Below are 23,583 nucleotides of genomic sequence, written 5' to 3'. Positions count from 1 at the left end.
ACAGATGGCTAACACGAACGACCGGAGGCAGTTGGCTGCACGGGCGAGCAGGACTCGACCCAGGCACTCATGAGTGCCACCTCCTGTTGTACAAATTGCTTGTTGCGCAGGGACTGCGCGAGCACCGCCACTCCTTGGCTGCGCGCCAGGAGATGCAGGGCGAGCGCATCCGCTTCCTTGCCTCGACCCATTTGGCGGAACTGCCCTCGCAGCCACACGCGGAAGAGATCCAGGATGGCGTTGGCCTCGCCTTGTCCCGGGTGCCCGAGCTTGGCAAGTTCCGTACACAGGGTGCCGACCGGACAGCCATGGCGCATGATCTTGGCTTGATTGCGGATCAGCAGGGTGATGAACAGGCGGATGCGCTCCTGCGGGCCCTCGCCTTCCGTCTCCCACTGACTCAACATCGCTCGCGTGCGCTCCATTCGCGCGGCGATGACCGCCGTCAGGATCTCGTCCTTCGTCTTGAAGTGATAGTAGAAATTGCCGCGCGAGATCCTCACGGCATCCGCGATGTCCGCGAAGGACGTGTGCTCGAACCCGCGCTCGTAGAACAAGGCGTCGGCGGCTTGAACGATGCTGTCGCGGGTACGCAAGATCGAATAGGACAGTTGACCTAAAGAAGGCGCAAACTGTAGGACGTGTGTCCTAGGTTGTCAATCAAGATCATTGCGGCTCATTGGGGCCTGGATACGCCTGATGAAGTCAAGCATGAGCGCAACGGCCGCGGCCGCATGGGTTTCGAGCAGCAGGTGGCCTGCGTCCAGGACATGGGCTTCCATCCTGGGCAGCGCACACATCCAGGACAGAACCTCGGCCAGGTCGAAATAGATATCGTGCCTTCCCCACACCATGAGGGCAGGGGGCTGCCAATGCTCGAGGTACTTGGCGATGGCGTCGAAGCGGGCGGCATAGTTTCCGTAGTCCGCGATCAGCGCCCGCTGGGTGTCCATATGTCCCGGCAGGTTCATCACTTGCCAATCCTCTTCCCAGTGTTCAGCGGGGATGCGCTCGGCCACTTCCGGCGGAACGCCGGCGATGTAGGTGTCGCGTGTGCCCGCGAGGGTCAGGTGCGCGGTCGCCGCCGCCTGGTTTTCTGCGTTGGGCTGCGTCCAGTAGGCCTGCGTCGCGGCCCATCCCGGTCCCCATCCCGTTCGATGCGCGTTGGCGTTCTGCACGATGAGGCCCAGCACCTTCTCTGGCGCCTGCATCGCGATCTGCAGGCCCACGGGCGCTCCCCAGTCATGCAGGTAGATGAATCGCGGACCGATCTCGAGCGAATCCAGCAGTTCGGAAATCGCCTGGCCGATGGCGGGAAACGAGGGGGCCGGCAGCGGGTCGGACTCGCCATGGCCGGGCAGATCCGGTGCGATCACGAAAGCGGCCTGCGACAGCGCGGGCACGACCGCCCGGAACAGCCGGGCCGAGTTGGGGGTTCCGTGCAGCAGCAGCAAGGCGGGTCTGGACACCTCGCCTGCGGTGGTGAACGACAGTTGGGTGCCGCCGGACAGGCGAAGCCGTTCTGTTCTCATGCCATGGCCCGTGCTGCTCGGCAGGGGCTTTCGCTTCAAGGCGGGTGGCTTCCGGGTTGCCATGCACGAATTCTGGCGTGAAGAGATCCGGGCCATGTCAGCGCAGGCCGCTACAGCGTGTCCTGGGATTGCCGGGGCGCGGAATCTTTTCTGCACCGGTTCGGGAACAGCAGGCATGCCTTGACCTTGGTGTCCCCTTCGGGCACCGTGCCTGCATTCGCAAAAATGGCCAAAGTGGTATCAGCCGATCGATGCCCTCATCGGGCAGGTCGACCCGTTCGGCTATAACCTCGATTTCCGCAGTGCCACCCGGGCGAAGGAGTTCTTGATGAGTTTGGATTTCACTTTCGGCCGCATGGCACTCGCCCTCTGCGCCGGCTCGCTCTTCGCCGTGACTGCCGCGATCGCCGGTGAGGTCGCCAGCCAGTCGCCAACTGGGAGCCTCGCCGCCGAAAAATTGGCTGCTCGCACTGGACCGGAGAGCGTTGTCGTGGAGAGCGCAGGGCCCTACGGCGTCGATACGGAAAGCGTCAGGCGCCATCTTGCCGACACCTTGGCAAAGGATTCGGCGCTGGCGCCGCTACCGCGCAACAACGAGCGGTACAGCTTCGATGGGAAGGTTCGCACCTATGTCGTGCCCGTGCGCCCGGCCATCGACAACCCGATCAACAGCTATTCGCCCTACGACAGCAGTTCGTTCCGCCGAGATGCCGTGGCCGCGGATGCGTCGAATCTCGGCTTGCTTCAGGCGCTGTTCAAGCGCCTCGCTGCGGATTGAACGAAGCGCCGGCAACGGCGCATCACTCACCGATTGAACGTCGGAGAAACCTGCCGCGCAATCATTGAGGCAGTCAGCCGACGGTGTACGGCGTTTCGGGCACCTGCGTGTGGAAGCTGGCATTGAGCATGTTCCACGAGCGGATCGCGCAGACCGCGAACGAGAGGTCCGCGATCTGTGCGTCACTGAAGTGCCGCTTCACTGCGTCGAAGTCCGCGTCGCTGGGCGTGCGCTGCGGCAACGCGTTGACGGCCTCCGCCCAGTTGAAGGCGGCGCGCTCGGCTTCGCTGAAGAAGCGCTCCGCCTCGCGCCAGCCGGCCACAGCGTTGACATGGCGCGGGTCCATGCCCTGCTTGAGCAGCTCGGCCCAGTGCATGTCGATGCAGAAAGCGCAGCCGTTGATCTGGCTGATGCGCAAGTTCACCAGTTCACGCAGACGCTTGTCCAGCGTACGGCCGGCGGCATGGGAAAACTGGGTACCGGCGCGCGCTGCCGCGGGCGCGAGGGCGTGGTAGTCGAGTCGTGCTGGGGACATGTTGAGCTCCTTGTAGCTTGAGGGTTGGGGGAACACCTCTTAGACGGGCGGGCACATGGCCTTGTGACAGGCACGGCGCCCCGTACTGCTCGACCATGCCTCGGCCCACGTGGATGGCAACCCGGACCAGGGGCCCCTGGAAAAGCGCGGAGTTCGTGGCGCACGCCGCGATCCGCGCGATGCCGCGAGGCAAGCGCGCGGTGGTGGCTGGCCGACGGCAGCCACATCCGTCATTCGCCATTCAGGCGGCAACCCGCCTTCTCGCCGGCGCTTCGGCCTCGTGCAGGTACGCCGTGAAGCCATCCTTGGCCGGCGGCACTGCATGGAGCAGCATTACTGCGCTGACTTGTCCGCGATGGCCCGCTCCGTGCATGAGGACATGCATGAGCATCTCCTCGCGGGACATGCGCCCCGGTGCGCCGTCGGTGAACGCGAAGTCGATCCGTTCGGCCAGCTGGTCGGGATCGAGCGTCGAGACATGGTCGATGTATTCCCGGTCGCTTCTTCTGAGATCGGCGGCCAGGGCTGCGAGCGTCGGCATCTCGCTCAGGTTGGCCGACGGATACGCGTGGCCTTCTCGCCGGAGGTGGGCGGCGAATATGCGGTCCACCACATACGTGTGGCTCAACGCCTTGATGGCCAGTGCGGTGACCGGGGAGCTGTCGCCGAGCCCGGCGAGCGCCGTCAGCAGCTGGTCGTCGGCCCAAGCCTTGAATCCGAAGAGGCGGTGCAATGTGTCGTGCATGTCATGGGTCTCCTGGGGTGTTTGCGCGTCTGCCAAGAATATGAGCGATCATTCGCTTTTTCTACTCGCATTGACGGCTGCGGAACATGGCAAGAAAACCGGTCACCAAGCCCAGGAAAATCGCGGTTCAGGAGCGATCGCGCGCGACGGTCGGCAGCCTGATCGAGGCAACTGCTCGCATTCTGGTCAAGGAAGGCTTCGACAAGGCGAGCACCAACCGCGTCGCGGAAGTCGCGGGGGTGAGCATCGGCTCGCTCTATCAGTACTTCCCGAGCAAGGAGGCACTCGTGGCCGCCGTGATCGAGCGCCACCAGCAGCAGATCATGCAAATGGTCCGCAGCGAACTGGCGCAGGTCAGGGCCCAGCCGCTGGACCAGGCGATACGCCGATTCGTCGCGGTCGCGGTCGCAGCGCATCGGCTTGATCCCGCGCTGCATCGCGTGCTTGCCGAGCAGATCCCGCGCGTGGGAAGGCTCGAGAAGCTGGAGACGTTCAGCCGTGAGAACTTCAGCCTGTTCAGGGCCTACCTCGAGGCGGCGCGGGACGAACTGGGCGTCGACGACCTGGAGCTCGCATCATTTGTCTGCGTCACCACGATCGAGGCATTGACGCACAACGCGGTGCTGCACCACTCCAAAGCGTTGACCGGCGATCGGATGGACGCGCTCATCGATGAGGGTGCGCGCCTCGTGACCGGCTATCTCAAAGGCTAGCCCGACGGTTCAGCGGCTCGGCACGGGCAAGGTTGCTGAGTTCTATCCATTCAGCACAAGAGACCCCTGCGGATATTGCCCGCACATGAATTCGACGAACGCGCGAACCTTCGGCGCGGGAAGCCGCCTCGATGTGTGCAGGACCCACAGCGCGACCTCCGCGCCCGAAACCATGCCCCACTGGACCAGCTCTCCGCGCGTGAGCTGGTTCCACGCGATGGACTGCGGGATCAGCGCAGCGCCGGCGCCGGCGACCGCGGCGTCGCGGATCATCAGGAACGATGAAAGCCTGAGCTTCGGGATCGGCTCCACGACAAGGCGTCCGTCGTCGAGCGTCCAATTCCCGCCTTGGAAGCTTGTTGAAACGATGCCCGGAACAGGGCTGACCTTGCCCTTGCCTCGCTTCGGCATGGGCACGGAGGGCGCGGCCACGACCACCAGCCGGTCCTTGGCGAAGCAGCGGCCCACAAGGCTGCTGTCGGGGCCTGGATTGATCCGGATCGCGGCGTCGAACTGCTCCTCGACGAGGTCGACCAGGCGGTCGTCGGCCACCACCTCGCAGGCGACCTCGGGGTAGGCCGCGCAGAACTCGGCGCCGATGCGGCCCATCGCCAGCTGCGAGAACAGCACCGGCGAGGCGATGCGCAAGCGCCCGCGCGGCACCGACAGGCCCTCGCGCGCGGAAGTCATGGCGTCGGCCACCTCGTGCATCGGCCCTTCGGTGCGGTCCATCAGCATCTGGCCGGCTTCCGTGAGCTTGAGCCCGCGGGCGCTGCGCTCGATGAGCCGCACGCCGAGCTGCTCTTCCAGGTCCGCGATGCGGCGCGACAGCGTCGCCTTGGATCTGCCGCTCGCGCGGCTTGCCTTTCCGAGGCCGCCATTGGCTGCGACGAGCGCGAAGTCGGTCAATGCGTTCAGGTCCATGTGTTCCGGATTTGAGACGAGGTGTCTTCATTTTCGCGTCTTTGTTTTACCGATGCAACGGCCTATCTTCTCCTCATCGCAACTTCGAATGAGGAAATTGAAATGACCACCACCACCACGCAACGCGCTGTGCTGATCCGGGCCTATGGCGGCGCCGCCGCTGCAGAGGTCGCCGAGATCGCGAAGCCCGCAGCCGGGCCGGGCCAAGTCCTGGTCCGCGTTCTGGCCGCCGGTGTGAACGGCATCGACTGGAAGGTTCGTGAAGGCTTCGTGAGAGAGGCTTTCCCGCTTCAGCTGCCCGCCGTGCTGGGCATCGAACTCGCAGGCACCGTCGAGGCGCTCGGCCCCGGCGCCTCGCGCTTTCGCGTGGGCGATCGCGTCATGGGCCCGCTGGGCGGGCTCGGTGCCTATGCCGACTTCGTGAGCGTCGACGAGGCGAACCTGGTGCGCACGCCCCAGGGCCTGGACGACGTCCATGCGGCCGGCGTTCCTGTCGCGGCCGTGGCCGCCTGGCAGAGCCTGTACCACGCGGGTCCGATCACCGCAGGCCAGCGGATCCTGATCCACGGCGCGGCGGGAGGGCTGGGCGGCTATGCCGTGCAGTACGCCAAGCGGGCAGGCGCCGAAGTCTTCGCCACGGCGTCGACCGCGCACCTCGAATACGTGCGCAGCCTGGGCGCGGACCACGTCATCGACCACCGGAGCGAACGCTTCGAGTCGGTCGCGCGCGACATCGACCTGGTGCTCGACTACGTCGGCGGCGAAGTGCTCGATCGCTCGTGGCAGGTGCTGTCGAAAAACGGCGCGATCGTCGGCACGTCCTCGCCCGACATCCTGGCACGCACGCCGCCCGGGCGCCGCGGACTGTGGTTCATGAACAAGCCGGATGCCGCCCTGCTGGAACGGCTGGCGGCGGAGATCGCGCAAGGCACGCTGATCTCGAAGCTCGGCGAAGTCGTGGGCTTCGGCGACATCCCCGCGGCCATCGAACGCAACCGCACCGAGCCTCGCATCGGCAAGGTGGTCGCGGATTTCTCGCGCTGATCGATCTTTTTTTCCCTCTCTAACTTCCCAGGAGATTTCCATGAGCATTCTCGTCACGGGTGCCACCGGCACCATCGGTTCCCTCGTCGTCCAAGGCCTGTCCGCTGCCGGCGCCGAGGTCAGCGCCTTCGTTCGCACATCCGGAAAGCAAGCCTTCCCGTCGGGCGTCCAGGAGGTCGTCGGCGACCTGACCGACGTGCCCTCGCTGCGCGCGGCACTGTCTTCGGTGCGCACGCTGTTCCTGCTCAATGCCGTCACGCCCGATGAAGTGACGCAGGCCCTCGTCATGCTGAACCTGGCGCGCGAAGCCGGCATCGAGCGCATCGTCTACCTGTCGGTCATCCATGCGGACAAGTTCACCAACGTGCCGCACTTCACCGGCAAGCACACGGTCGAGCGAATGATCGAGAGCCTCGACATTCCGGCGACCATCCTTCGTCCGGCCTACTTCATGCAGAACGAGCGCATGGTCCAGCAGGTGATCCAGGGCCATGGCGCCTACCCGATGCCGATCGGCTCTACAGGTGTCGCGATGATCGATGCGCGGGACATCGCGGACGCCGCCGTTGCCGAATTGCTGCGCCGCGACCGCGCGCCCGCGCCGTCACCGCGCGTGACGCTCGAGCTGGTCGGGCCCGAGCTGTGGACCGGAGCGTCGGTGGCCAAGGTCTGGAGCGCCGCGCTCGGCCGCGAAGTGGCTTACGGCGGGGATGACGTGGCGGCCTTCGAAGGACAGATGGCCTCGTTCGGGCCATCCTGGCTGGCCTACGACATGCGCCTGATGATGGCAGGGATCCAGAAGTTCGGCATGCACGGCGCGAACGGTGCAGCGGATCGCCTGCAGGCCATCATCGGCCATCCTCTGCGCCGCTACGCCGACTTCGTCAAGGAGGCCGTTGCCGCGTCATAGGCAGCGCCCACTCAGATCACGCCCTCGCGCCGCAGCCTGTCCAGCGCTTCGCTGCCAAGGCCCAGCGCCGCGTAGATCTCCGCGTTGTGTTCGCCGGCCGCCGGCCCGGTGCGCGGCGCCGCGGGCCTGAAGCCCGAGAAGCGCGGCACGATCGCAGGCGCAGGCAGCGACCCGAGGTCCGGGTCGGGCAGGCGGATGACGGCTTCGCGCGCAATGAAGTGCGGGTCGGCCATCACGTCGTCCACCGCATAGACCTTGCTGTGGGGAACACCGCCGCGGGTCAGGGCCTCGGACAGTTCTGCGAGCGTCTGGCCCTCGCACCAGGCGGCCACGATCGCATCGATCTCGTCGATGTTCCGCACCCGGTCCGGCGTGGTGGCAAAGCGCGGGTCGTGCGCCAGCGCCGGCCGGCCCATGGCCTGGCAGATGCGCTTGAAGATCGGGTCGGACGAACCCACGATCGTGACCCAATGGCCCTCGGCCGTGCGGTACATGTTGGACGGAGCCGTGTAGGTGGCCCGGCTGCCCGAGCGGCTGCGCGCCTGCCCCAGCACCTCGTGCTCGACCGGCAGGGCTTCGAGCAGCCGGAACATGGCTTCGGTCGCCGCGAGATCGATCTCCCGGCCCGGTGCGTCGGGGTGGCGATGGCGTTCCGCGATCGCGGTGGAGATGGCGAAGGCACCGAACAGGCCCGCAATCACGTCGCCGAGCGGATAGTTCATGTGCTGCGGACTGCGGCCGCTTTCGCCGGTCAGATGCGCGAAGCCGCTCATCGCCTCGAAGATGCGCGCAAAACCCGGGCGCTGCGCATACGGGCCGGTCTGGCCGAAGCCGGTGAGGCGCAGGATGACGAGCCGGGGGTTGACCGACCACAGCGTGGGCGCGTCGAGTCCCCACTTGTCGAGCGTGCCGGTGCGGAAGTTCTCGACCAGCACATCGAAGGACGCGATCAGCCGCAGGAACAGCGCGCGGCCTTCCGGCTTGCGCACGTCGAGCGACACGCCTTTCTTGCCGCGGTTCGAGACCTTCCAGAACAGCGCGTGATCCGGCGTGGTGGGCGAGAGCGAGCGCAGTGGGTCGTTGCCTTCGGGCAGTTCCAGCTTGACGACCTCGGCGCCCATGTCGGCGCACAGCGAGGCCGAGAAGGGCGCCGCGATCACGGTGGCCATGTCGAGGATCCGGATGCCGGCGAGCGGCCCCTGTGTCGCGGCGGGTGGTGGCGTGGGCTCGGCGGCGGCGGTGTGTTGGGGGGCGTCGGATGGCATGCATCGAAGTCTGTTGGCGCGCTCCATTTGCCGCAACTCATGTTTCGACATCCTGAACGTGGCGTTGATGCCTGCTATCGCAGGCCCAGCGAGAGCTCGATGCTGTGGGCCAGCGTGAGCAGCCGCGGCGCGACCTCGCGGCGCATCTGCGCGAAGCTGCCGCGCTTGGTTGCCACGGCGCAGTTCAGCACGAACTGCATGCCATCCACCAGGCCGTGCAGCGGCACGGCAAAGCCATGACGGTTCGGCTGCCAGTCGGCGCGGGCACTGCAGAAGCCGTCGCGCGCCAGTTCCTCCCGCGCCAGTTCGGCCGCCGCGGCGTGGCGCTCGAATTCGGCCGGCGCGGCAACGCGGATCTGGTTCAGCACCGACAGCCGGTCTTCGGGCGCGGCGCGCGCCAGCCAGGCGCGCCCGATGGCGGTGGCCAGCATGGGAAGCGGCGCGCCGATGTCGGGCGTCAGCACGAAGTCCTCGCTGCTGCGCGCAGTCTCCACATACACCATGTGGATGCGGTGGCGCAGGCCGAGCGAGACGGCGCCTTCGATCTCGCGTGCCAGTGTTTCCATCATCGGCCGCGCGATCGGGCGGATGCGCATGCTGGCCAGCAGCGGATGGCTCAGCCCCAGGACGGCCGCGCCCAGGCGGTACCTGGCGCTGGCCGGGTCGCGCCGCAGGTAGCCGAGCAGCGCCAGCGTGTGCGTCAGGCGCGCGACCGTGGGTTTCGAGAGCCCCGTGCGCTGCGCGAAGTCCTTGTTCGCGAGGCTCGATTCGCCCGGATGGAAGCACAGCAGCAGGTCGATGCCGCTCGCGAGCGTGGTGGCGAACTGGCGGTCCTTGGTGTCCTCATCTTTCATGCCGCAGCATCCAGGTCGGCTTCCACGCTGCGCGCGAGCGCGACGAGGCGCGGGCCCACGCCTTGCTCGAGCTGGCGCGGGCCGAGCCGCGACGTGAGCACGCCGCAATTGAGCACCAGCGTCTCGCCGTCCTGGGGAATGCGGATCGGCACGCCGACCGCCTGCACGTCGCTGCGCCAGGCGCCGCGCGACACGCAGAAGCCCTTGCGCTGGAGGTCGGCCTGCGCCCGCACCAGGTCGGCTTCGTACAGCCGCACCTGGCCGGGCTCCGAAGCCTCGATTTGCGCCAGCACGGCGTCGCGCAGCTGCGGCGGCGCGTGTGCGAGCCAGCCGCGCCCCATCGCGGTCGGCAGCATCGGCACGGCCGCGCCGATGTCGGGCCGCCAGGCGCTGAGGTCGTGGCCGCGGCAGGTTTCGACGTAGACCATCCGCGTGCGGTCGCGCATGCCCAGCGACACCGAGCCGCCCACCTCGTCGGCCAGCTGCTTCATGCGGCCGCGCGCGACTTGCCGGATGCGCAGGCTCGCCATCAGCGGATAGCCGATGGTGAGTGCGGTGGAGCCCAGGCGATAGCGCCGCAGGTGCGCATCGAAGACCACCAGGCCGCGCGCCGCCAGCGTGTAGGTCAGCCGCGAGATCGTCGCCTTCGACAGCCCGGTGCGCTCCGACAGTTCCTTGTTGCCGAGCGCGGGCTCGCCGACGGTGAAGCAGTGCAGCACCTGCAGGCCGTGCTGCAGCGTGGTTGCGAAGTCGGGGTCGGGGTGGCGGGCGGCAGGCATGTGGGGCTGGTGTTGCGCGGTGAATGCTACGTCCGGCAGGGCATGCCGGCGAGCGGCGGCATTCAAGATAGAGAAACATCGTTTTCCATATGTGATGCCGCTGCGTAGTCTCCGGGCCCTGGCAAAGAACCAACTGGAGACCCCATGCGCAAGATGTTCATGCTCGCTGCCGCCTGCCTGCTGGCCGCGGCTTCCGCGGTGCACGCCGACCCGGCTTCCTATCCGGCCAAGCCGGTCCGCCTCATCGTGCCCTTTGCACCGGGCGGCTCCACCGACGTGCTGGCGCGGCTGCTGGCCGCGGCCCTCGCTCCCGAATTGGGGCAGCCCGTCATCGTCGAGAACAAGGCCGGCGCCGGCGGCAACATCGGCGGCGACTACGTCGCCAAGTCGGCGCCCGACGGCTACACGCTGCTGATTGCGGCGGCAGGCCCCACGGTGATCAACCCGAGCCTCTACGCCAGGATGCCCTACGACCCCGCGAAGGACCTGCGGCCGGTGACCTTGCTGATCCAGGAGCCCAACCTGATGGCGATCAACCCCAAGATCCCGGCGAAGACGGTGCCCGAGTTCATCGCCTATGCCAAGTCCAGGCCGAAGGAGGTCAGCTTCGGCTCCGCGGGCAACGGCAGCCCGTCCCACCTGGCCGGCGAGTGGTTCAACCAGCTCACTGGCACCACGATGGTCCACGTCCCGTACAAGGGCACGGGCCCTGCGATGAACGATCTGCTCGCCGGCCAGATCGCGATGATGATCGACAACATGCCCGCCCTGTGGCCGCATGTGCAGTCGGGCAGGCTCAGGGCGCTGGCGGTGTCCACCGACAAGCGGGCCACGGCCGCGCCCGACGTGCCGACCATTTCCGAGTCCGTCAAGGGCTTCAGCTTCGGTGCCTGGAAGGGCCTGATGGTGCCCGCTGCGACGCCCACCGCCATCGTCGAGCGCCTGCATGCCGCCACGACGAAGGCGCTGGAAAAGCCCGAGCTTCGCCATCGCCTGGCGGCCTTGGGCGCCGAGCCGGTCGGCAACACCCCGGCGCAGTTTGCCGAGCTCATCAAGGCCGACACGGCCTCGTGGGCGGCGCTGGTCAAGTCCACCGGAACCAAGCTGGACTGAGGTCCGCGCGCATCCACCCCATGAAGCAAGGAGCAACACATCATGCAGCGTGATCCCCAAGCGTTCGAGCAATTCCTCGACAGCCTGCGCAGCTACGTGCGCGAGCGGCTGGTGCCGAACGAGGCGCGCGTGGCCGACGCCGACGAAGTGCCCGCCGACCTGGTGGCCGACATGGCGGCGCAGGGCCTGTTCGGCTATTCGATCCCCGAGGCCTATGGCGGGGCGGGCATGACGACCGAAGAGCTGGTGCTGGCGGCGATGGAGCTGTCGCAGTGCTCGGTGGCCTTTCGGGCGCGGGTCGGCACCAACACCGGCATCGGCTCCGAGGCCCTGGTGGCCGACGGCACCGAGGCGCAGAAGCGCCGCTACCTTCCGCGGCTGGCCAGCGGCGAGCTGACCGGCGCGTTCGCGCTGACCGAACCCGAGGCCGGATCGGACGCCGTGTCGCTGCGCACCTCGGCGCGGCGCGAGGGCGACCACTACGTGCTCAACGGCACCAAGTGCTTCATCACCAACGCGCCGATCGCCGGCCTCTTCACCGTGATGGCGCGCACCGACCCCCATGACCTGTCGGCGCGCGGCGTCACGGCCTTCCTGGTCGAGCGCGGCATGCCCGGGCTCGGCACCGGGCCGGCCTACCGGAAGATGGGGCAGGCGGGCTCGCCCGTGTCCGAGGTTCACATGAACGACTGCATCGTGCCGGCAGAGAACGTCATCGGCGGGCGCGAAGGGCAGGGCTTCAAGACGGCGATGAAAGTGCTGAACAAGCAGCGCATCCACCTCGCGGCCCTGTGCATCGGGCCGGCGATCCGCATGCTGCAGGACGCGGTGGCGTTCGTGTCCACGCGCCGGCAGTTCGGCCAGGCGCTCTCGGGCTTCCAGCTGATCCAGGCGCTGATCGCCGACAGCCAGACCGAGATCCATGCGGCCCGTGCACTGGTGCTGGACACCGCGCGCAAGCGCGACGAGGGCATCGACGTGACGATGGAGGCGTCGATCTGCAAGTACTTCGCGTCCGAGATGTGCGGCCGCGTGGCCGACCGCTGCGTGCAGATGCTGGGCGGCTATGGCTACATCGCCGACCACGGCATGGAGCGCTTCTACCGCGACGTGCGGCTGTTCCGGCTGTACGAAGGCACGAGCCAGATCCACCAGCTCAACATCGCCAGGCGCACGCTGGCCAAGGCCGGCTACGGCGGCGAAGGCGCCTGATGTTCGGCTACAGCGACCGTCTTCCGGCATTGCGCGAGGCGGTGCGGCGCTTCGTCGAGGAAGAGGCCATTCCGCGCGAGCGCCCGGCACTGGCGCACGACCTGGACGCGCTGGAAGCCGCGGTCCATTCATTGCGCGCCAAGGCCATGAAGGCCGGCATCTACGGGCCGCAGCTGCCGGTGGCGTGGGGCGGGCTGGGCCTGTGCTGGCGCGATCGTTCGGTGGTGCTCGAAGAGGCCGGCCGCAGCTTCCTGGCGCCATTGGCCATGAACTGCGCACCGCCGGACCAGCCCAACATGATCAACCTGCTGGCCGAAGGAACACCGGCGCAGCAGCAGCGCTACCTGGTGCCGCTCGCGCGCGGCGAGGCCCGGTCGTGCTTTGCGATGACCGAACCCGAACCCGGTGCAGGGTCCGACCCGTCGATGCTGAAGACGGTGGCCGAGCGCCGTCCCGGCGGCTGGGTCATCAACGGCCGCAAGTGGTTCATCAGCGGGGCGGTCGGCGCCGCCTTCGCGCTGGTGCTGGCGAAGACGGGCGAGGGCGCGACGATCTTCATCGTCGATGCCGGCAATCCCGGCTACCGCGTGGTGCGCAACATCGCGAGCATCGACGGCTTCCAGATCGGCGGCCATGGCGAGATCGAACTGCAAGACTGCTTCGTCGACGACGGCGCGGTGCTGGGCGAGGCGGGCCGGGGCTTTGCCCAGGCGCAGGCGCGGCTCGAACCGGCGCGCCTGTCGCACTGCATGCGCTTCATCGGCCGCGCCTCGCGCGCGATGGCGCTGGCGCAGGACTACGCCAACCGGCGCCACTCGTTCGGGCAGCCGCTCGCCCAACTGCAGCAGGTGCAGGCGATGGTGGCCGATTCGCACATCGACCTGCATGCCGCGCGCCTGATGACCTGGCACGCGGCCGCGAAGCTCGATGCGAAGCAAAGCATCAAGCACGAGTCGGCCATGGTCAAGGTGTTCGTGTCCGAGGCCGTGGGACGGGTGGCGGACCGCGCTGCGCAGATCATGGGCGCGCTCGGCATGTCGGAAGACTCTCCCGTGTCGATGATCCTTCGCGAGATGCGGCCTTTTCGTGTCTATGACGGCGCGTCGGAGGTGCACCGCTCGACGCTGGCGCGGCGCATCCTGAAGGAATCGCTGCGTCCTTGAGGCCGTCACTCGCCGGCGGTCAGCAGGACGGTGCCGTGCGCGAGAACGCGGGTCCGGTCGTCCGACCCTTTCATGCATCCCTGCAGTTCGATGATGCTGCCGCCTCTGGGACGGGCCGCGATCGACGAAACGCGCCACTCGATCAGCACCGTCTCGCTCGCTGATACGGGCCGCAGCAGATCGACCGAGAAGTTGATGCCCAGCACATGTCCTTTCTTCGCGAAATGCGTGGCGGTCAATCCCATCAGCAGCGAGGTGGTGTGCGTGGCGCTTGCGATCAGTCCGCCAAAGCGCGTGCCCCTTGCGAACACCGCATCGTGGTGCAGCGGGTTCTCGTCTCCCGCGGCCAAGGCAAAGGCCCTGACTTGCTCTTCGTCGAAAGTGTGGATTCGCGAGAAGCGGTAGCCGGGCTCGACAGGGGCACGGGCGGCGGGTTCGAACTCAACCATGGCGCGCGAGGCCGGTGATGGCCTCCTGGCTTCCGGCCTGCTGGCGCAGGCGGAACTTCTGGATCTTTCCCGTGGCCGTCTTCGGCAAGCTGCTGAAGATCACCCGGCGCGGACACTTGAAGTGGGCCAGCCGCTCCCGGCAGAACGCAATGATCTCCTGTTCGGAAGGTGCCGGGATGCCGGTCCTGAGTTCGATGAACACGCACGGCACCTCGCCCCATTTCTCGTCGGGCTGGGCGACCACGGCGGCATGCAGGACGGCCGGGTGGCCATGAACGACATCCTCGACCTCCACGGAGGAGATGTTCTCGCCGCCCGAAATGATCACGTCCTTCGAACGATCGGTGATCTGCGCATAGCCGTTGCCATGCAGGACCGCGACGTCGCCGGTGCGGAACCAGCCGTCGGCGAGCGCCCTGCGTGTCGCCGCCTCGTTCTTGAAGTAGCCCATCATCACGGTGTTGCCGCGCAGCATGAGTTCTCCTGCGGTTTTTCCGTCGCGAGGGACCGGCTCCAGCGTGTCCGCGTCGCCGACCATGAGGCCTTCGAACATGGCAGCGCGTACGCCCTGGCGCACCCGCAGCCTGCCTTGCTCGGCGGGTTCAAGATCGTCCCAGCCGTCCTGCCACGCGCAACTCACCGGCGTGCCGCAAACCTCGGTGATGCCGAACACGTGCTCCACGTCGAAGCCCATCGCCAGCACCGCGTTCAGCACGGCCAGCGGCGGCGGGGAACCCGCGGTCAGCACCCGCACGCTGCGGGACAGCCGGATGTTCCGGGCTGAATCCGAGAGCATGGCCATCACGACCGGCGCCGCGCAGAGATGGTCGATCTGGTGCGTGTCGATGGCCTGCAGCACCGCTTCGGCGGACACCCGGCGCAGGCAGACGTGGGTCCCGGCCGCCGCCGTCACGGCCCAGGTGAAGCACCACCCGTTCGCATGGAACATGGGCAGCGTCCACAGGTACTTCGGCGCCCGCGGCATCGCCCAGTTCGTGATCTGCAGCAGGCTCATCAGGTAGGTGCCGCGGTGGCTGGCGACCACGCCCTTCGGGTCTCCCGTCGTACCCGAGGTGTAGTTCAGCGCGATGGGCTGCCACTCGTCGCTCGGCCAGCGGCCGGGGAACTCCGGGTCGCCACCCGCCAGCAGCGACTCATAGTCGGTCTCGCCGATGCGTTCGGCGGGCGGCGCGAGATGGTCTTCGATGTCGATGACCGGGGGAGGGCTGTCCAGAAGCGCCAGGGCGGCGGCAACCGTCGCGGAGAATTCGCGGTCGACCATCAGCAATTTGCACTCGCCGTGACGCAGGATGAACGCGATGCCTTCTGCATCCAGGCGATGGTTGATCGCGTTGAGCACGGCACCTGCCAGCGGCACGCCGAAGTGCGACTCCAGCATCGCCGGCGTGTTCGGCGCCAGCACCGAAACCGTGTCCCCCGGCTGGATGCCCCTGGCCATCAGCGCCGACGCCAGGCGATGGCAGCGCTCCCGCGTCTGCGCCCAGGTCCGTGTCAGGTCGCCGTGCACCACGGCCGGGCGGTTCGGATGCGCCAGCGCGGCGCGGTCGAGAAAGCCGAGCGGCGTCAGCGGTACATGGTTCGCCTCGCAGCGGTCGAGGCCCTTTGCATAGGATGGCGCGCTCATGTCCTTGTCTCCTTCGTGCTGTCGTGGAATGCCGTGAAGGCGGAAACCGGCTCCCGCTCGGTGACCAGCGCGTTCTCGATGGAGGACTCGTCGGCGTAGCCCAGGCTCATGCCGCAGACGAGCATCTGGCCCGCGGGAATGTCCAGGAACTCGGCGATCTGGCGATGGAACTTCAGGAACGCGGCTTGCGGACAGGTGTGGAGGTGGCGGCCGCGTGCGGCGATCATCACGCTCTGCAGGAACATGCCGCAGTCCAGCAGGCTTCCTTCCTGCAGTGCGCGGTCGATCGTGAAGAACAGGCCCACGGGCGCATCGAAGAAACGGTAGTTGCGCCCATGCTGCATGTGCATGCGCTGCTTGTCGCCCTTGGCGATGCCAAGCAGCCCATAGAGGTCCCAGCCCACCTTGCGGCGCCGCTCCAGGTACGGGGAGAGCCATTCGCGCGGGTAGTAGTCGTAGGGCTCGAGCAGTTCCTCCGATCTGCCGGGATCGTCGTCGAGCGCTGCGATCGCGGCGGACAGGCCGGCCTTCGCAGCCCCGGTCAGCACATGCACATGCCAGGGCTGCATGTTCATGCCGGAAGCGCTGTAGCGCGCGGTCGAGAGGATCGCTTCGATCTCTTGCTGCGGCACCGGCCTGGGCAGGTACGCCCTGATGCTGCGCCGCGTGGCAATTGCCCAATCGACTGCGCCTTGCAGCGCCTGCGCACCCAGCGGCGGCGCCATCATTCGGTTCATTGCGGGTTTCCTCGTTGCCGGATTGCCGATGAGCTTAGTTCCGCAAGCGCTCGATGCCCATGCCCGCAGGCCTCGATCCGGCCGGGGCTTTCGGGCATGCGGACGTCACTGGCGGGCGCCGGGCGCTTATTCCCGCGCGTGCGCAGAGGAGCGATAGCTTCCGGGGCTCACGCCTGTCCATTTCTTGAAGGCGCGATGAAAGGCGCTGGTCTCCCGGAATCCGGTGCGGGCGGCGACCTCGGCCACCGTCAGCGGAGCGCTCGACAGCAGGTCGATCGCGATGTCCCGCCGCAGATCGTCCTTCACCCGCTGGTAGCTCAGCCCCTCCTGCTGCAGTCGGCGCTGGAGCGTGGTGCCGGAAACGCAGAGCTCTTGCGCGAGCTTCTCCAGCTCGGGCCACGCATCGGGCATCTGGCTGCGCAACCGGTGCCGCACCTGTGCGCTGGTGCTCGCGTCATTGCGGTACTTGACCAGCAGATTGGCGGGCGCTGCCCGCAGGAAGTTGTCGACGGTCTGGGGGGATTCCGCGATCTTCAGATCGAGCAGGTCGCTGGCAAAGGTGATGTGCGTGGTCTCTGCGTTGAACTTCACGTTCTCGCAGAACCGCGTGCGGTAGTGGCTGTCGTCGGCCGGCGGCGGACAGCGGAACCGCATCTCGCGCAACGGAATTCGCCTGTGCACGAGCCAGCATGCCAGCCCGTGGACGAGGATGAACCAGGTGCCGTAGCCGAACAGCCGGCGCAGCACGCCACCGTCGTGCAGGATCACGCGCGCCTCGTCCGCTGATCGGACCAGCTCCCCGCGAAAGTCGTCCAGGGTGGCGTGAAGAAACCGGAGGATCCGGCGTAGGGCGTGCTCCAGGTTCTCCGAGTTGACCGCTGCGCGCGTCATGAGCGCATAGCTTCCGCGGCGCAGTCCGTGGCTGTCCAGGCCGAAGAACTCGTCATCCATCAGGTCGGCCAGCGCCACCCACATGCGCGAGTACGCAGCCGCCGAAATGCGCGCGCGCGGCGCATTCAGCAGATCGCGGTCCAGCCTTGCGATCTCGAGCACGCCGCTGATGTCCATGTTCCTGAGCGCGGCGGCGCGAATCGCCTCATGCACGAGCTCAATGGAAACGGTGCCCTTCAGCCCTGCTGACTTCATGCGGCGAACTCTCTGGGGAATGGTTGATCAGGGTGCGCCCCTGGCCGTGGGGGTGGCGCGGCCTGATCTTAGTCACTCCGGCCGGGGCGAAGCTGGCGAAGCGATCCGCCGCAAGGCGCAACGAAAACGACGTTCAATGCTCCTTCATCCCCAACAAGGCCCGAAGCGTCAACTCCGTCGCATCGTCGTCCAGCCTGGTCCGATGCGCAATGCCCAGCGCCCTCGACAGCGCCGGCCGCAGCGGTCGCATGCTGATGCGCCGATCGGGCGGCGGCGCGCCTGCCTCGTGCGGCAGCAGCGCGGCGCCGTAGCCTGCTGCCACGAGGTTCCTCATCGCGTCGTTGTAGTTCAATTCGATGCGCGCCTGCGGCCTCTCGCCGGCCGCGGCGAACCATTCGGCGGTCTGGCGGAAGAGCCGGGTGCCGCGGTCATTGGCAATCAAGGGCCGGGCGGCGAGCCAGGCCGGCGTCACGTGCGGCGGCGGTTTCCAAGCGGCCGGGATGAACGCCAGCACCGGATCCTTGCGCCAGGCCTGCACGCGCAGGCCGCGGAGCACCGGCTGCGGCAAAGCCACAATGCCGATGTCCAGGCTTCCGGCGGCCAGCCGCGCCAGGGCTTCCTCGCTGGTCATCACCGCGACCTGCACGTCGATCTCCGGATGCCGGGCGGCCAAGGCCTCCAAGGCCTGCGGCAGCAGGTGCGCGAGCGCACCGGTGGACGCGCCCAATCGGACGCGGCCGCCGCGCGCTGCGATCTGCCTTTGAACGGTCTGCAGCAGGTCGTCGGCTTCGGCCAGCAGCCGCCGTGCCCTGTCGATCAGCAAGCTGCCGGCGGACGTCGCGGTGACGCCGGCCGGCGCGCGGTGCAGCAGGCGGGCCCCGAGGCGGGCTTCGAGCTGTGCCACGTGCAGCGTCACCGTGGGCGGTGCCAGATGAAGTGCCTTGGCCGCTGCCGCGAACGAGCCGAGATCGATCACCGTCAGCAGCGTTCGCAGGCGGTCGAGGTTGATTTCGCGCATCGTGCAACTTTCCTCGTTGGAAGGGGATTCAGAATTCCTGAATCCGTAGTTTGTCAGATTCAACTGGTGTGCATGCGATGGGCGATGCACCATGCGTTTCGAACTCAATCGGAGCGCTCCATGACCCCTCTCGTTTTCATCGATGGCGACCAAGGCACCACGGGCCTGGAGGTGCGGCAATGGCTGGCGGGGCGGACCGACCTTCGCTTGCTGCAATTGCCGTCCGAACATCGCAAGAGCGCGGCCCATCGCGCCGAGGCGCTGAACGACTGCGACATCGCATTGCTGTGCCTGCCGGACGACGCCGCGCGCGAAGCCGTGGCGCTGGTGCGCCGTCCTGGCGTGCGGGTGATCGACGCGAGCTCGGCCCATCGCACCGCGCCGGGCTGGGTCTATGGCCTGCCGGAGCTGGAGGCTGCGCAGCCCGGGCGCATCGCCAGCGCCGGACGTGTCAGCAATCCCGGTTGCTACCCGACGGGGGCGCTGGCATTGCTCAAGCCGTTGATCGATGACGGCCTGCTGCCGGCAGACTACCCGCTGGTCATTCACGCGGTGTCGGGCTATTCAGGACGGGGCCGACCCGGCCTCGAGGATCATGAAGGCGCCGGCGCTGCCACCGCGGTGCCCTTCCAGGTCTACGGCCTGGGCCTGAACCACAAGCACGTGCCCGAGATCCAGCAGCATGCCGGCCTGGCGCATGCGCCGGTGTTCGTGCCGGCGTATGGCCACTATCGGCAAGGCATCGTGTTGACGATGGCGCTGCATCTGCGCCTGCTGCCCGCCGGCGTGACGGCCGCGCGCTTGCACGCCGCGCTTCAAGCGCGCTATGCCGGGCAAGCTTTCATCGAGCTGCAATCGCTCGACAAGGAGGTCGATGCGCGGCGGCTCGACCCCCGGGCACTCAACGGCAGCAACCGATTGCGACTCGCGGTTTTTGAGCAGGAGCGCACGGGCCAGGTGCTGTTGGCCGCGGTGTTCGACAACCTGGGAAAGGGCGCCGCGGGAGCGGCGGTGCAGAACCTCGATTTGATGCTCGGATTGTCGGCGGTACCACACCTGGAGCCCGGTGACTCATTGGGCCGCGTGCGGGCGGCATGACATTTAGCCAGCGGTAGAGAGCGGCCCGGGCTTCCATCGCTCGTGTTGAATTGGCAGCCTTGTGTTGGCACCCATGCGGGTGCGTCGGGGCAGTGTCCTCTGTTCAGCCGCGGACATCCAGAGGCGCGAACGACTTCACCAGGTCGTCCAAGGCCTTCAGCTGCGCGAGGAATGGCTCCAATTGGTCCAGCGGCAGAGCGCTGGGACCGTCGCATTTGGCCTGCGCCGGGTCAGGATGAGCTTCAAGAAAGAGGCCCGCCAAGCCCACCGCCAGGCCCGCACGCGCCAGTTCAGCCACTTGCTCGCGTCGCCCGCCGGAGACGGCAGCGTTCGCCTCGCGTTGCTGGAGGGCATGGGTAACGTCGAAGATGACGGGCAGGTTCCCGGTAACCTTCTTCATGGCACCGAAGCCAAGCATGTCCACCACCAGGTTGTCGTAACCGAAACAGGTGCCACGGTCGCACAGAATGACCGGGGAGCTTCCCGCCTCCCTGATCTTCTCCACGATATTGAGCACCTGCGGCGGACTCAGGAACTGGGGCTTCTTGACGTTGATGACCTTGCCCGTCCTGGCAAGCGCGACGACCAAGTCAGTCTGGCGGGCGAGAAACGCAGGCAGTTGCAGAACGTCCACGACTTCGGCGACGGGATTTGCCTGCCATGGCTCGTGAACGTCGGTGAGGATGGGCACGCCGAACGCTGCCTTGACGGCTTCGAAGATTTTCAGGCCCTCTTCCAGACCCGGGCCCCGGAAGGAATGGATGGACGAGCGATTCGCCTTGTCGAAACTTGCCTTGAAGACGTAAGGGATGCCAAGCTTGCGCGTGACTCGCACGTACTCCTCCGCAGCACGCAGGGCCATGTCCTTCGACTCGAGTACGTTCACGCCGCCAAACAGGACAAAGCCGTTGCTGTTGCTGACGTTGATGGCGGGGGTGATGGCGACGGTCGTCAAGAAGAGTTCTCCTGCAGTGTTGTTGCTCGCATTCTCGCGCTCCGGCCGGCCAGTGAATCACGCCTTCGGCCACCAGTGGCTGGAGCCGGCCAGCACCGACCGTCCACCCGACTGGCCGTTCCGGCTGCCGACGCCGTAGGATTTTCATGAAAACCTTCGAGCCTTATGCTCGGGTCTATGGGGCTGCCAGCAAACAACCATCCCGCTCACATCCATGTTCCTCCCCCCGCAAATTGCAGAGGTCACCGTTGACCAGGCGTGGCGCTACGAGACGCCGTACCCTCCTTTGGGGTTTCGACCTCTGGCCGAGGGGGCGCTCGGCAACGGAGATACGTTTGGGCTCTACTGGCCCATCGGCCTGGAAGCGCGGGAGCCTATCGTGGTCGAGACATGGCACGATTCATGGCAGATCCAACCGGTGTACTCTTCGCTGTCCTCATTCTTGGTCGCGCTCGCGAAGGCTGAGGACGCATACCCTGAACCGCCTTCCCTCGTGGAGGACCCGCGCTCCCCGCGGGCGCTTCTCGAGGATGCGAAGCGGAAGGTGCAGGCGCAAGCCGTCGCAGAGGCTGTCCAGCTCTTGGAAAGGGCACTGGACGTTCTGCCCGAGTACACGGACGCACTTTGCCTTCTGTGGGCCCAGCATGTTCGGCAAGGGCGCATCGATGAGGCGCTTGCAGTTGCGATCAGAGCCATCATTGCTCCACCGTCTTTGGGAGGTCGCGCGACCAGGCCGCTCAGATGGCTGCAGGCGCAAGGCGAAGCGCCGGCCTTGGAGCACGACCCCATCTGGCAAGCACGCGCTGAACTCAAGCTGTCCTATGGAGGCGCGAAGGAGAACGGCGACTACGCCATCTATCGCTCTGCCATCCAGGCCTACCTGGGCGCCTCGCGATACGTTGAGGCGAGCATGCTCATGCAAACCTATGCGGAACTGATGCAGGCGGAGACGGTCGCCTTCCAAGAGCGGCACGGTTTTGTGAAGGCGGAATTCCTGGCTGCGCAGATTGCCGTCAGCGCCAGGCTGCCGGATGGGCCAAGGGCCTGAGGAGACCATCGGCCAAAGGCAGAGGTCGAGTGCCCCAGGGACGATATCGACCTCGAGCGCCGCGTGGGAGACGGGCGTGGGTTGCCGATGACACCATGCTGCGGTAGCCTGCCGGCTCCAATACTGCGAGGAGTCTCCGATGCCCAGTCGCTTCATTCTTTCCACTGGCGCCGCCGTCGCCGCCGCCCTGATCATCGGTTGCGGAGCGATGGGGTCATCGGGCGGCAAGTCCATGAGCTTCTTCATCACCAGCGTCAACCCCGGAAAGGGCGGCGACCTCGGCGGCCTGGCCGGAGCCGACCGCTTCTGCCAATCGCTGGCCACGAGTGCCGGGGCGGGCGACAAGACTTGGCGCGCTTACTTGAGCACCGTCGCCGCGAACGGACAGCCGGCTGTCAATGCGCGCGACCGGATCGGCACCGGCCCCTGGACCAACGCCAAGGGAGTGGTCGTCGCCACCAGCGTGGCCGACCTGCACAGCGCCAACGCAAAGGTGGGCAAGGACACCTCGTTGACCGAGAAGGGCGAAGTTGTCTCCGGCTTCGGCGATCCGGTCAACCGCCACGACATCCTCACCGGCTCGCGCCCTGACGGAACCGTGGCCGTGCCCGAACCCGGCAAGGACACCACGTGCGGCAATTGGACCCGAAGCGACGGCGGCTCCGCCATCGTGGGTCACCACGACCACAAGGGCACCAATCCCGATCCGGTAGCCAACGCGTCGTGGAACTCCTCGCACGGTACGCGCGGCTGCAGCGTCGACCAGCTCAAAATGAGCGGCAGCGCCGGGCTGATGTACTGCTTTGCGGCCAACTGACCTTGGCAGATGGGCGGCCCTCGGTCCGCCGGCGTGCGAGCGCAGGCCGCCGACGTCCAGAAATTGACTCGAATCCCGGGAAGCGATGGTGGGAAAGCAACTCCAGATTGCCATGAATGAAGCGGACGAGAAGGACTTCGTCGCGTTCTTGCGCAGCGCGGCCGACATCCGGTTGATCGAGGCTTTTGCGCCCACGATCGAAGAGCTGTGGGTGGACGGCTTCCATCCCATCTTCAAGGGGCATCACACCTATGCAATCTGGAATACGGCATTTGCGTGGACGCCCGAATACGGAACTGTGGGCGAGCAAGCCCACGATCCGAACAGCGTCGGTTGGCGCTACGTGTCGAATGCCGACGGCGCCCCGCTGCTGCACATGACGCGCAGCAATTCGCTGTCGGGTGTCTCCGGCCGCTTGTTCTGGGCAAAGGACTTCGCTGCCCCCGGTGGACTGGCATACGACGTTGCTTCCTTCTCCCAGTGGATTGACTCGGTCTGGCGGTGGGTTCGCCGGCACGGGAAGAAGTCGAAGGACCTGGACCGACCCGCAGGGGCGTACGGGACCAAACCGGCCGTTCGCTGATGACCGTCTCGCGAAGCCGCAGCCTCGGTTCTGTCGTTCGGCCCCCGCGCATCTGAGTTGAATTTTTAATTCTTTGGAACTACTCGACCACCAGCGGCTGGAGATCGACCCCGTGTCGATTCCGGGTGCCTGGGTGCGGCAGTCGCCCCGACGACGGCCTCGTGGTGCGTGCGGGCCTGCAGCTCAAGGGCCGAATCGATACCGCCGCCGGCAGGCTGCAGTCCTACGGCCGCATCGACGTGTTCCACGCCTCGGGCGGGGTCGACGCGGCGCAGTTCCTGAGCCTCGGCGGCAGCAGCACGGTCATCGGCAGCGATGCGGGGTCGACCAGCACCGAACTCGCGGGCGGCATGACGCTGGCGGTGGGCGGGCGCACCACGGTCTATGCCGAGCTCGGCAAGCGCTGGACCTCAGGGGGCGGCACGCGCGTGAAGAGCGGGCTCAATGCCTCGGTGGGTGTGCGCGTGAGTTGGTGAGGGGCCTGCGCCGGGCGGACAAGGCAGCTTGTCCGAGCACTTGG

The 23,583-nt window shown here is 67.0% G+C and carries 26 protein-coding genes; 12 read left to right on the top strand and 14 right to left on the bottom strand.

Going from position 1 to position 23,583, the window contains the following annotated elements; translation table 11 throughout:
- Window positions 1–8 precede the first annotated feature (8 nt).
- Both FB547_RS29335 and FB547_RS29330 read right to left on the bottom strand, forming a co-directional pair.
- Window positions 9–596 (bottom strand): TetR/AcrR family transcriptional regulator, encoded by a 588-nt coding sequence (locus FB547_RS29335; RefSeq protein ID WP_209503207.1) that lies wholly within the window; start codon window positions 594–596, stop codon window positions 9–11.
- Between the two features lie 60 nt (window positions 597–656).
- The gene (locus FB547_RS29330) at window positions 657–1,571 is read right to left on the bottom strand and encodes an alpha/beta fold hydrolase (protein WP_261380450.1); all 915 of its coding nucleotides are present in this window, start codon (window positions 1,569–1,571) and stop codon (window positions 657–659) included.
- Window positions 1,572–1,860: 289 nt separating this feature from the next.
- Here FB547_RS29330 and FB547_RS29325 point away from each other — a divergent pair, with 289 nt between their 5' ends.
- Window positions 1,861–2,310: a hypothetical protein gene (locus tag FB547_RS29325; protein ID WP_145747143.1), complete on the top strand. Its 450-nt coding sequence runs from the start codon at window positions 1,861–1,863 to the stop codon at window positions 2,308–2,310.
- A gap of 73 nt (window positions 2,311–2,383) precedes the next feature.
- On the opposite strand, the gene FB547_RS29320 is transcribed toward FB547_RS29325, so the two are convergent.
- Together FB547_RS29320 and FB547_RS29315 are read right to left on the bottom strand one after the other, a co-directional pair.
- On the bottom strand, window positions 2,384–2,845 hold the full coding sequence (locus FB547_RS29320; RefSeq protein WP_145747142.1) for a carboxymuconolactone decarboxylase family protein: 462 nt from the start codon (window positions 2,843–2,845) through the stop codon (window positions 2,384–2,386).
- Between the two features lie 241 nt (window positions 2,846–3,086).
- Window positions 3,087–3,590 (bottom strand): DinB family protein, encoded by a 504-nt coding sequence (locus FB547_RS29315; protein ID WP_145747141.1) that lies wholly within the window; start codon window positions 3,588–3,590, stop codon window positions 3,087–3,089.
- A gap of 86 nt (window positions 3,591–3,676) precedes the next feature.
- Between FB547_RS29315 and FB547_RS29310 the strand changes: the two genes are divergently transcribed.
- The gene (locus FB547_RS29310) at window positions 3,677–4,303 is read left to right on the top strand and encodes a TetR/AcrR family transcriptional regulator (RefSeq protein ID WP_145747140.1); all 627 of its coding nucleotides are present in this window, start codon (window positions 3,677–3,679) and stop codon (window positions 4,301–4,303) included.
- Window positions 4,304–4,345: 42 nt separating this feature from the next.
- Here the strand turns inward: FB547_RS29310 and FB547_RS29305 are convergent, their stop codons facing one another.
- The gene (locus FB547_RS29305) at window positions 4,346–5,227 is read right to left on the bottom strand and encodes a LysR family transcriptional regulator (protein WP_145747139.1); all 882 of its coding nucleotides are present in this window, start codon (window positions 5,225–5,227) and stop codon (window positions 4,346–4,348) included.
- 102 nt (window positions 5,228–5,329) lie between these two features.
- On the opposite strand from FB547_RS29305, the gene FB547_RS29300 reads away from it, so the two are divergent.
- A complete protein-coding gene (locus FB547_RS29300) occupies window positions 5,330–6,271 on the top strand; it encodes an NADP-dependent oxidoreductase (RefSeq protein ID WP_145747138.1) in 942 nt (313 codons plus the stop codon).
- A gap of 40 nt (window positions 6,272–6,311) precedes the next feature.
- Window positions 6,312–7,181 carry an NmrA/HSCARG family protein gene (locus tag FB547_RS29295; protein ID WP_145747137.1) on the top strand — a complete coding sequence of 290 codons (870 nt, stop codon included), beginning with the start codon at window positions 6,312–6,314 and terminating at the stop codon, window positions 7,179–7,181.
- An 11-nt stretch (window positions 7,182–7,192) separates the two neighbouring features.
- Here the strand turns inward: FB547_RS29295 and FB547_RS29290 are convergent, their stop codons facing one another.
- The 3 genes from FB547_RS29290 to FB547_RS29280 form a co-directional block, all read right to left on the bottom strand.
- A complete protein-coding gene (locus FB547_RS29290) occupies window positions 7,193–8,446 on the bottom strand; it encodes a CaiB/BaiF CoA transferase family protein (protein ID WP_145747136.1) in 1,254 nt (417 codons plus the stop codon).
- Between the two features lie 74 nt (window positions 8,447–8,520).
- Entirely contained in the window at window positions 8,521–9,300 is a 780-nt protein-coding gene (locus FB547_RS29285) for an IclR family transcriptional regulator (RefSeq protein ID WP_145747135.1), read from the bottom strand.
- Window positions 9,297–10,079, bottom strand: a complete 783-nt coding sequence (locus FB547_RS29280) for an IclR family transcriptional regulator (RefSeq protein ID WP_145747134.1) — start codon at window positions 10,077–10,079, stop codon at window positions 9,297–9,299. The genes FB547_RS29285 and FB547_RS29280 overlap by 4 nt, the downstream gene beginning before the upstream one ends.
- 144 nt (window positions 10,080–10,223) lie before the next feature.
- On the opposite strand from FB547_RS29280, the gene FB547_RS29275 reads away from it, so the two are divergent.
- Genes FB547_RS29275 through FB547_RS29265 form a run of 3 tightly spaced genes read left to right on the top strand, consistent with a single transcriptional unit; the run spans window position 10,224 to window position 13,567 of the window.
- Window positions 10,224–11,192, top strand: a complete 969-nt coding sequence (locus FB547_RS29275) for a Bug family tripartite tricarboxylate transporter substrate binding protein (RefSeq protein WP_145747133.1) — start codon at window positions 10,224–10,226, stop codon at window positions 11,190–11,192.
- 42 nt (window positions 11,193–11,234) lie between these two features.
- Window positions 11,235–12,404 carry an acyl-CoA dehydrogenase family protein gene (locus FB547_RS29270; protein ID WP_145747132.1) on the top strand — a complete coding sequence of 390 codons (1,170 nt, stop codon included), beginning with the start codon at window positions 11,235–11,237 and terminating at the stop codon, window positions 12,402–12,404.
- The gene (locus FB547_RS29265; RefSeq protein WP_145747131.1) at window positions 12,404–13,567 is read left to right on the top strand and encodes an acyl-CoA dehydrogenase family protein; all 1,164 of its coding nucleotides are present in this window, start codon (window positions 12,404–12,406) and stop codon (window positions 13,565–13,567) included. The genes FB547_RS29270 and FB547_RS29265 overlap by 1 nt, the downstream gene beginning before the upstream one ends.
- Window positions 13,568–13,572: 5 nt before the next feature.
- Here FB547_RS29265 and FB547_RS29260 read toward each other — a convergent pair whose 3' ends face one another.
- The 5 genes from FB547_RS29260 to FB547_RS29240 form a co-directional block, all read right to left on the bottom strand.
- Window positions 13,573–14,016: a MaoC family dehydratase gene (locus tag FB547_RS29260; protein ID WP_145747130.1), complete on the bottom strand. Its 444-nt coding sequence runs from the start codon at window positions 14,014–14,016 to the stop codon at window positions 13,573–13,575.
- Window positions 14,009–15,661, bottom strand: coding sequence for an AMP-binding protein (locus FB547_RS29255; protein WP_145747129.1), 1,653 nt, complete (start codon window positions 15,659–15,661; stop codon window positions 14,009–14,011). Before FB547_RS29255 ends, FB547_RS29260 begins: the two co-directional genes overlap by 8 nt.
- Entirely contained in the window at window positions 15,658–16,398 is a 741-nt protein-coding gene (locus tag FB547_RS29250; RefSeq protein WP_145747128.1) for a nitroreductase, read from the bottom strand. The genes FB547_RS29255 and FB547_RS29250 overlap by 4 nt, the downstream gene beginning before the upstream one ends.
- A 126-nt stretch (window positions 16,399–16,524) precedes the next feature.
- Window positions 16,525–17,544 carry an AraC family transcriptional regulator gene (locus FB547_RS29245; protein ID WP_145747127.1) on the bottom strand — a complete coding sequence of 340 codons (1,020 nt, stop codon included), beginning with the start codon at window positions 17,542–17,544 and terminating at the stop codon, window positions 16,525–16,527.
- A gap of 133 nt (window positions 17,545–17,677) precedes the next feature.
- Complete coding sequence (locus tag FB547_RS29240) at window positions 17,678–18,562, bottom strand: LysR family transcriptional regulator (protein ID WP_145747126.1); 885 nt, start codon at window positions 18,560–18,562, stop codon at window positions 17,678–17,680.
- A 120-nt stretch (window positions 18,563–18,682) separates the two neighbouring features.
- On the opposite strand from FB547_RS29240, the gene argC reads away from it, so the two are divergent.
- Window positions 18,683–19,660: an N-acetyl-gamma-glutamyl-phosphate reductase gene (gene argC / locus FB547_RS29235; protein WP_145747125.1), complete on the top strand. Its 978-nt coding sequence runs from the start codon at window positions 18,683–18,685 to the stop codon at window positions 19,658–19,660.
- Window positions 19,661–19,763: 103 nt separating this feature from the next.
- Here argC and kdsA read toward each other — a convergent pair whose 3' ends face one another.
- Window positions 19,764–20,615 (bottom strand): 3-deoxy-8-phosphooctulonate synthase, encoded by an 852-nt coding sequence (gene kdsA / locus FB547_RS29230; RefSeq protein ID WP_145747124.1) that lies wholly within the window; start codon window positions 20,613–20,615, stop codon window positions 19,764–19,766.
- A gap of 214 nt (window positions 20,616–20,829) precedes the next feature.
- Between kdsA and FB547_RS29225 the strand changes: the two genes are divergently transcribed.
- The 4 genes from FB547_RS29225 to FB547_RS29210 all read left to right on the top strand — a co-directional run bounded on the left by FB547_RS29225 (window position 20,830) and on the right by FB547_RS29210 (window position 23,539).
- Window positions 20,830–21,663, top strand: coding sequence for a hypothetical protein (locus FB547_RS29225; RefSeq protein ID WP_145747123.1), 834 nt, complete (start codon window positions 20,830–20,832; stop codon window positions 21,661–21,663).
- A gap of 139 nt (window positions 21,664–21,802) precedes the next feature.
- Window positions 21,803–22,480: a hypothetical protein gene (locus FB547_RS29220; protein WP_145747122.1), complete on the top strand. Its 678-nt coding sequence runs from the start codon at window positions 21,803–21,805 to the stop codon at window positions 22,478–22,480.
- Window positions 22,481–22,592: 112 nt separating this feature from the next.
- A complete protein-coding gene (locus tag FB547_RS29215; protein ID WP_145747121.1) occupies window positions 22,593–23,063 on the top strand; it encodes a hypothetical protein in 471 nt (156 codons plus the stop codon).
- Window positions 23,064–23,224: 161 nt separating this feature from the next.
- Window positions 23,225–23,539, top strand: coding sequence for an autotransporter domain-containing protein (locus tag FB547_RS29210; protein ID WP_186454287.1), 315 nt, complete (start codon window positions 23,225–23,227; stop codon window positions 23,537–23,539).
- Window positions 23,540–23,583 lie beyond the last annotated feature (44 nt).

Source organism: Variovorax beijingensis, assembly GCF_007828835.1.
In the GTDB taxonomy this organism is placed as follows: domain Bacteria; phylum Pseudomonadota; class Gammaproteobacteria; order Burkholderiales; family Burkholderiaceae_C; genus Variovorax; species Variovorax beijingensis_A.
This window is presented reverse-complemented; position numbering and strand designations above follow the sequence as displayed.

Bases quoted from the DNA above. Each gene is read 5' to 3' on its own strand.
- FB547_RS29220 (WP_145747122.1), top strand. From the start codon at position 21,803: ATGCCCAGTCGCTTCATTCTTTCCACTGGCGCCGCCGTCGCCGCCGCC.
- FB547_RS29260 (WP_145747130.1), bottom strand. From the start codon at position 14,016: ATGGTTGAGTTCGAACCCGCCGCCCGTGCCCCTGTCGAGCCCGGCTAC.
- FB547_RS29285 (WP_145747135.1), bottom strand. From the start codon at position 9,300: ATGAAAGATGAGGACACCAAGGACCGCCAGTTCGCCACCACGCTCGCG.
- FB547_RS29320 (WP_145747142.1), bottom strand. From the start codon at position 2,845: ATGTCCCCAGCACGACTCGACTACCACGCCCTCGCGCCCGCGGCAGCG.
- FB547_RS29295 (WP_145747137.1), top strand. From the start codon at position 6,312: ATGAGCATTCTCGTCACGGGTGCCACCGGCACCATCGGTTCCCTCGTC.
- FB547_RS29280 (WP_145747134.1), bottom strand. From the start codon at position 10,079: ATGCCTGCCGCCCGCCACCCCGACCCCGACTTCGCAACCACGCTGCAG.
- FB547_RS29325 (WP_145747143.1), top strand. From the start codon at position 1,861: ATGAGTTTGGATTTCACTTTCGGCCGCATGGCACTCGCCCTCTGCGCC.
- FB547_RS29275 (WP_145747133.1), top strand. From the start codon at position 10,224: ATGCGCAAGATGTTCATGCTCGCTGCCGCCTGCCTGCTGGCCGCGGCT.
- FB547_RS29250 (WP_145747128.1), bottom strand. From the start codon at position 16,398: ATGAACCGAATGATGGCGCCGCCGCTGGGTGCGCAGGCGCTGCAAGGC.
- FB547_RS29245 (WP_145747127.1), bottom strand. From the start codon at position 17,544: ATGAAGTCAGCAGGGCTGAAGGGCACCGTTTCCATTGAGCTCGTGCAT.
- FB547_RS29240 (WP_145747126.1), bottom strand. From the start codon at position 18,562: ATGCGCGAAATCAACCTCGACCGCCTGCGAACGCTGCTGACGGTGATC.
- FB547_RS29255 (WP_145747129.1), bottom strand. From the start codon at position 15,661: ATGAGCGCGCCATCCTATGCAAAGGGCCTCGACCGCTGCGAGGCGAAC.
- FB547_RS29225 (WP_145747123.1), top strand. From the start codon at position 20,830: ATGTTCCTCCCCCCGCAAATTGCAGAGGTCACCGTTGACCAGGCGTGG.
- FB547_RS29270 (WP_145747132.1), top strand. From the start codon at position 11,235: ATGCAGCGTGATCCCCAAGCGTTCGAGCAATTCCTCGACAGCCTGCGC.
- FB547_RS29300 (WP_145747138.1), top strand. From the start codon at position 5,330: ATGACCACCACCACCACGCAACGCGCTGTGCTGATCCGGGCCTATGGC.
- argC (WP_145747125.1), top strand. From the start codon at position 18,683: ATGACCCCTCTCGTTTTCATCGATGGCGACCAAGGCACCACGGGCCTG.
- FB547_RS29290 (WP_145747136.1), bottom strand. From the start codon at position 8,446: ATGCCATCCGACGCCCCCCAACACACCGCCGCCGCCGAGCCCACGCCA.
- FB547_RS29310 (WP_145747140.1), top strand. From the start codon at position 3,677: ATGGCAAGAAAACCGGTCACCAAGCCCAGGAAAATCGCGGTTCAGGAG.
- FB547_RS29315 (WP_145747141.1), bottom strand. From the start codon at position 3,590: ATGCACGACACATTGCACCGCCTCTTCGGATTCAAGGCTTGGGCCGAC.
- FB547_RS29265 (WP_145747131.1), top strand. From the start codon at position 12,404: ATGTTCGGCTACAGCGACCGTCTTCCGGCATTGCGCGAGGCGGTGCGG.
- FB547_RS29305 (WP_145747139.1), bottom strand. From the start codon at position 5,227: ATGGACCTGAACGCATTGACCGACTTCGCGCTCGTCGCAGCCAATGGC.
- FB547_RS29215 (WP_145747121.1), top strand. From the start codon at position 22,593: ATGAATGAAGCGGACGAGAAGGACTTCGTCGCGTTCTTGCGCAGCGCG.